Below are 7,676 nucleotides of genomic sequence, written 5' to 3' on the forward strand. Positions count from 1 at the left end.
CCTGTTGGAACCTCAATATCAATTGGTGATCCTTTCGTTTCGTCTCCAACTTTTGGTTGGTATTTCACGACTGTTGACACCACTCCCACATACACTGTCAATGGATTACTTTCTTTTCCTTGACTGTCAACGGCTTTAAGTACTACTGCATAGCTTCCTGATGCTGTTGCTTTCCCTGGTGTTTCTGTTAATCCTGAAACAATTTTTATAGTAGGTGTACCGTATGGTTTGTCAGCTTCATTTGTAACTTTATCTTCTCTATCTCCAACAGTTACTAAATCTTCTAGCATAGCTTTAGTAATACTTGTTCCTGATGGGAATACTTTACGTGCATCTACACTACTTGCTTCTGTGCCTTTATAAGTTAATGTAGGTTTATTATTTGTTACAGAAACTACTTTCCAATTTCCTGCTGATGTGACTGCTTGTCTTGGTTCTGGTTTGTAATCTACTCGTAATCCTAAACCTGTTCTGTAAGTAGCTGTATTGTCTCCAGAAGCATTTTCTTCTTTAATACGAAGTTTAGCATTATTATGTGATTCTTTTAGTGTAATCGTCACTAGATTTTCTGCTTTATTTGTTGCATTAACAGTATTAGTAATAGCTTGTACAAAGTTATTTACATTCGTTACTCCAGCAGGTGTTTCTGTAGAATCTACTTGCCAGTTTCCACCATTTTGGCTACGTACTAGAACGATACTTTTTGGTGTATTACTTGTTTCTGTGCTGTTGTGGAATCGTAATTCCATACGTTTAGCATCATGTGGTACTTTAACATCAATATGCTTGCTACCTGCAATGGTTGCATTTACTGAGTAATCACCCATTTCAACAGCTTTAACATCACTAGTTACACTGATATCATCTGCAGTAGTAGAACCTTTAATTTTTGTTGTGACAGTTAAACCATTTGGTTGAGTTGTTTCACCATTTTTAACAACCGATGTACGAAGTTTTACATCATCTGGAAGTGTTGCCGTCCACGTATTACCGTTGATAGTTACTCCACCATTATTTTCACTTGTCAATACTCGGTTAGTTCCATCATTCAATGCAACAGATACTACTGTATTACTGCTATTCGCATTTAATCCACCTAATGTACCTGTAATAGTACGTGAAGTTGAAGTCACTTTATTACTATCAAATGTTGGTTTTGGTGGAGTTACGTTCACCGTTACATTGATTGTCTTACTTGGTGTCGCTTGAGTTGCAGCTGGTAAATTATCCCCTGTTTGTGATGGTGGTAATGTAACCTTCACTTGGAATGTTTGTTTACCTGATGTACTAGCTGTCTTATTTCCTACCCATTCATAAGTTGTTCCATTAGGTAAAGTATCAGAGCCAGTAGCATTCTTCACAGCAGCTTTCGCCTGCTCAGCACTTAAAGTAGTTCCTTGGCTAACAGAAACGTTTTTACTATCTGCAACATCAAACACTTTATGCACTAATGTCTCTGTATGTTCTAAATTGCCTGTAGTTGTATTAGGGTTTGTAAATCGACCATAATTATATCTACCAATGAATGTATAATTAGTTGTCCCTACAGGATCTGATGCAAGTGTTGTTGTAAAGGTCGTTCCACCTTGTTCAGCTCCTCCACTACGTTTATAAAGCCAATTCATTCCACTAGGAATATTATTTCCTGTATTACTATAATAATCTGAATGTCCATTGCTTCGAGTTACATCTTTAAAGTCATAAATCATACGAGCAATTGGGAATGTATTTAAAACTTTATAAGTTAAGTTAATTTTTTGAGTCCTATTTTCTCCGAAATTAATAGTCGCTTCTACAGTTTTTGTTTCTTCACTTCCACTTCTTATACTGTTAGTGTCAAGTGTAGCTGTAACAGTTGCACCTTGTGGTAAATCTTGAAGCGTATTCCCTTCTTGAACTTGAACTAATTTGTTCAATTCAGCCTGAGTTAAAGTTTCTCCACGTACAACATTAATTGTCTGACGTGCAACTAGGTTATATCCAACTCTAAAGAAACCAAGGCTTTCACCATCGCTATTATCCTCATGGCTCTTGTTACCAGAAGCGTCTGTTGTTTTGGCAAATACTTCATAAGTCGCTGAATTAACTTCTTTTTTCAAGCGTGCAATTACATCCGCTTTTTCCACACCATTTTCTACAATAAGAGTTTTAGTGCTACCTTTCTTAACCCACATATTCAACTTACTACGAACCGTATTGCTAGTAGCATTTGTCGCATCGTCTTTATCGTAGTTATCCGTTAACTTAACTAAACTAGTAAATGATGTATTTTCAGCTAAACGATTTGCTTGAGCACTTGTAGTTGCTAAAGTATTCGAATTCGAACGGGCTACCTCTGGCTTAATTGGATCAACAGGTACAAAATACAAATTGATAACATTAGTATTATTTTCTAACGTTGTATTGCGTTCCGCTAACAATGCTGAATCTGTCCATTTCGGCATCAAATACAACTTACGTTTCACAATTAACGAAGATCCATCTTTCGCTTTCACAACAGGAGTTTTAATGGTAATTGTTCCTGCACTATTGGATCCTGAAATTGTCGTAGTTCCTTTTTCTAAGTTAGTCCCAACGATGTTTCTATCATTAACATCACTACGATTTATCTCTACTAATTTATTTGCTGAATTATCTACATTCCCTCCACCGGCAAAATTATCACGAACAATATCTAATACGTTGACTGGTTTATTGTTATGATAGAAGAAACCACCTTCATGTTTATAACCGTTTTCTTTTCTTTCACCTGCAACTTTATCACTACCATTCACAACTGTTAACGAAGGTTGCCCACTAGCATCCGGATTTTTCGGATTTGCTGTAATAGTGTTCAAAATGTCATTAATTGGTAATGGAGTACCTTTCGTTGCATCGAATTTATAAATTAAACTCTTGCCATCTTGGCTCCATTCAAAACCTTTGTCAGTAGGACGATTAGCTAGGATTCCATTATTCTTAAATGTCAAATTATAATCATCACGAATATGAGCATAACGAGTCACTACTCCAGTTGTAGGATTTACTTCTAACTCTGCTACTTTATTATCTTTATCCACTGCACGAATAACACCAGCGTCCGTAATGGTAATGTCATTTACTGTTTTACCTCTTAAGATACCATTTTTATTAGCTTCAAAAATCGCATTCTTAATGGCTGTTTTTTCTTCCTCGGATAAATTGCCTTTTTTTATTTGAACAATTTTATTAGCCGGTTGAGCAAATTCACTTCTTCCAGTAACTCTTCTATTATCACTATCCGCAGAAGATACATCATAAGCTGTTGTCCCTTTACCACCTGTCACTTTTACAACTGCATGAACTTGTTGTCCTTCTGTTAAGTTAGCTGTAAAGTCTCCTGCTGATAAAGTTGTTGTTCCAGTTGTATCTGTTACAGTTTTACTAGCAACTTTCGTAGTTCCTTGATAAAGCTCAACTTTTACCGTTGCTCCATCTTGTAATTGAGCATTGGTCGGAAGATTACTTACTGTTACAGTTGGTCTTGTACCTGCTGTACCATAAAATTGTTCTGCTACAAGCGATGGTTTTTTAGGACGAACGTTAAATTCTATAGGTTTAGGTACTGTCTCACCTGAGTATATTTTGTAAGAAGCACTTTCATTATTTATTGTAATATTTTTATCATTTATCCCATTATTAGGGAATACAGCAGTAGCATAGTACTGAGTCTGTTTCCCAATTTTATTCAATTTACTATCATTAGAAATTTCACTAGCTGTAAAAGTTTTTAGATTTACTTCTTTCCAAATAAATCTCATGCCACTAGGATAATAATCATCTGTATCTCTAGTATTACTTTCAGCAACTTTAAGATAACGATGAGCATCACCTAGAGAATCCCCTACTTCAGGTGCAGCTGGACTATTGCTACTTTGAAGCTCAACCACACGATATTTAAATTTATATGTTGCACTATTTTTACGAGAGTCTGTTGCAACAACAGTAGCTGTGCCTTCTCCAAAAGAAGCATCATTCGCTACAGTATTATCAGGAATTGTGTAGTTATAATCCTTACTTCCACTAGCTGTAACATTTGCGACTCCTTTTGGAAGTCCAGTAATTGATAAGTTTACATTATTCTTGTTATCCTGAACTCTGAATGTAGGATTGAAGTTTGCTCCACGATAAATAATAAAACGATTATCATCCGCATTTTCTGTTAATGCTTTTCCATTAAATGATACTGTTGGTGGAACATTATCTGGAGTTTTTACTGTATCTGTTGCTGAAGCTTCGTCACTATTTAAATAAGTTGCTTTAGCAGTTATTGTTGATAAATCTTTTACAGTTGGTTCTGTAATTGATACAACCCCGTTAGATGGATTAACTGTTACTCCATTTGGTAAAGTATCAACCGCTCCCCATGTAGTCCCTGATTTTTTAACTGTTATAATAGTATCAGCGTTTTGATCAGTAGGTCTATAAGATACCACTAATTTATCTGTAGTCCCTTTTGGCGTTACAGATGCTGAACCATCTTCAGGCACACTAATTGCTGGAGCTGTAGGTGTTGCTTCTTTTCTAATTTGTTTGAAAAGAACATCTACATAGTCAACAGAATCATCTTGATTATTGGTACGAGCATTGTTTTCATTATCATAGTAGGTAACTTTTATTTGTTTTTGCACCCATACAGGCGTAGTTGATGTAACAGTTGGAACTGTACCCGATACATTTCCATTTGTATCAACTTTTTGATAAGCTTCACGAATAGCAGCATTCAACTTTGCAACATTTTCTGCAGAAATCTTTCCACCAGGTACGACATCAATATCATAAGGAACTTTAAAGAGTTCTTTTCTACCATTTTCTACAGTTAGTTCAATAACTCTAGTACCAGTAGTAAGGTCATTTGTCCCTCCTGCCCACTCAACAGATTTAACAGACTGTTCTTTAATTCTTGCACTTGTTTTAGGAAAATCAAAGATTCTATCTTTATAGAATGATAATCCTTCACTAGGTGTACCCAAATCATAAGAATCCGGTTCTTTAAATCCTGGAACAGGATTATATCTGTATTCTGTAATATAGTCACTTGCTGAACCTAGGCTCCCTGTATAATCTTTAACACCTGTTGCAGCTTTTGCTACTGGTTGATAGATATCTGACTGTGTAACAACTTTATAAGGTAGACGGAAATTAATTCTTTGATTTCGAACATCAGCTTCAATGTATAAAGTATGATTTCCTTTACTTCTATCAGCAGTCACATTAATTCCATCTTCACCGCCTCTAAAATCTCTAACAAACCTATTGTGGAATTGTTTATAGTAGTCTTTACTATAGTTTCCTGTTGATTTATAAGTATTATACTCACCTATATCTCCAGCACCTGGGTTAAATCTTGTACTTGTATAAGTATCTTCAATTGTAACAGCACTACTCGCTAATCCAGCTTTTGTATCAAGAGTTCCTATCCCTGTTCCTTTTAGAAACGTTGTTTTTAATCTGCTAGTATCAACTGTAATATTATATCTTTCTTGAACACCATACCATTGTTGATAACTCTTATGCATGAAACGTCCTGTTGGAATTTTTTCATAAGATTTCATCCCAGCAATATAGTATAGCGGCTCTTCGGTATCTCCTACTGTATCAAACTCAACAACATAAGTATTCCCTCTATCAAAATCACGCGGTCTAAAAGCAAACACATTTTGAGTAGAATTTTTAATTTTATCATATAACTTATCTGTTACAATTTTGTCTTCTTCAGTCATTCCATTTCTATTGAAATAAACTTCTGTATTATTTTTTACAAAGTCATCTAAACCATAAATTCCACCACGGTTACCTACAATCGCATTTTGAGTATTGGCAACATTTTCATAATAAGGTGTTCCATTAACTCCCGTATCTGGCGCACCAACAGAAGTTAAATATTTATCAGAAGCTCCATTAAATACGTCTCTAACTCCACCTTGTTTTACCACAGCACCATTTTCAAATAATTTCATATTTTGAACAGATTGACCTGTTGGAACAGTAAAGTAATAAATTGGATTTTGTCTAGACTCACGAGCATTATTGTATGTTATTTTCCAATGATAGCCGTTTGATTTTTTAGTAACTTCCGCAAAAACTTTTTGTTTTAGTCTTTTTACAGGTTGTGGCCCTAAATCTGCATTATTTCTACCAGTAGCAGCAGCATTATCATTGTGTGAAATATATAAAAATGTACCTGGCGGATACCCCGAACCATCATTTGCTTTTGTAATATATCCAACAGTTGCTTCAGTTAAACGCTCATCACCACGACTATCATAAACTTTACCGTCAGGAGCTCTATAGTAGTTTGATCTAAAATATGATTCTGGACGTATATTTATACCATTTCGAGCATCACGCCTCCCTGAATGTTCACGAGATACTGCTAAGGCAAGTTTTTTCTCTGCTTGCTTACCTTGCTTCATTAATTCTTCAATTTCTGAAGCAGTCAATTGCGGATTTACTAATCCATTTTCGACAGAGCGGACAATTTCTTCTACTCCCTCCAAGAGTTTCTTGGTTTCAGGGCGTTCAATTTTTTTAGCAGTATCTAAGTAAGTGATTAAACTTTTAGAAAGTGATTCTAATTTATCTTTATTAGTAGTACCTTCCTCTTTATTATCATCTTTTTGAACATCTTTGATTTCTTCAGTCTGATTAGTAGGATTCACGGCTTTATCAGATACTTTAATCTCTTTTTTATCTTGAGCTTTAGAATCAGTTCTATCTTCCTTGTTAGAAGCTTTATCTTCAGTCTTAGACTTAAGTAGACGCACTTGCTCTGTAAGAGATTGAACCCGACTTACTTGGCTTGCAATCGCTTCCTCAGAAATATTTTCTCCATCAAGTAAACGCTTATTTTCTTCGGTTAATTGAGAAAGTTGATTAGATAAACTTAGTAAACTTTCCTCGTCTGCTTTTGCAATCGCAGCTTGAAGATCACTAATTGCCTGAACGAGAGGAGACTTATCCACTAGCTTCTGAGCAACTGGTAGTTTATCACCCTCTACTTCCTCTTTTGATTTCTCTATAGGATTCTCTTTAGGTGGAACTCCTTCTGTCAGTTCCGTAACACCAACATTTACCTTTTCAGTATTAGCCGTAGCAGGTGATACTGGTAAAGTATCTGCCTTAACCGCACCATTTGCAAAAAACATTAATGCAGCAACTGCAACACTTGCAGCACCAAAATGGTACTTACGAATAGAGTAACGGAATACCTTTTCTCCATTATCATTAGACTTTTTACCAAACATAAACATGTCCTTTCTATTGTTTCACTAGAATAAGTTTAAAATCTTTGAAACATAATACCCCCTATAATATACTAATGCTTTTCAAACAAAAAATCAAGTATTTACATAAAGATTATCTAAAGATGTAAACGCTGTAACAGTGATATTTCAAGGTTTTTCCACATTATATATATATATATATGCAACGCTTTTTATACAGATATTTCAAACTATATAGTATGAAAATTTAATATAAATCATGACCACCCGTCTAACGGGTGGTTTGTCCCAGGACTATAAGTCCAAATTACCAGCCAGCGCCTAAAGACGCTGGCTTTCACGTTGTTCAAGTCTGATTGCTCTTGACTCGTCACTTGCCTCTCAAAGAGGCTTTAGTATTACTTACCACTATCCCTAAAGGGATCCTCATAT

Annotated in this window: 1 protein-coding gene; it reads right to left on the minus strand. The window is 35.4% G+C overall.

Features of this window, described 5'->3' with window-relative positions; all coding sequences use genetic code 11:
- The coding region (locus QZ114_RS06755; RefSeq protein WP_295501314.1) for a YSIRK-type signal peptide-containing protein at positions 1-7,265 on the minus strand (7,265 nt) is incomplete at its 3' end.
- Between the last annotated feature and the right edge of the window lie 411 nt (positions 7,266-7,676).

The sequence above is a fragment of the uncultured Streptococcus sp. genome, assembly GCF_901875575.1.
In the GTDB taxonomy this organism is placed as follows: Bacteria; Bacillota; Bacilli; order Lactobacillales; family Streptococcaceae; genus Streptococcus.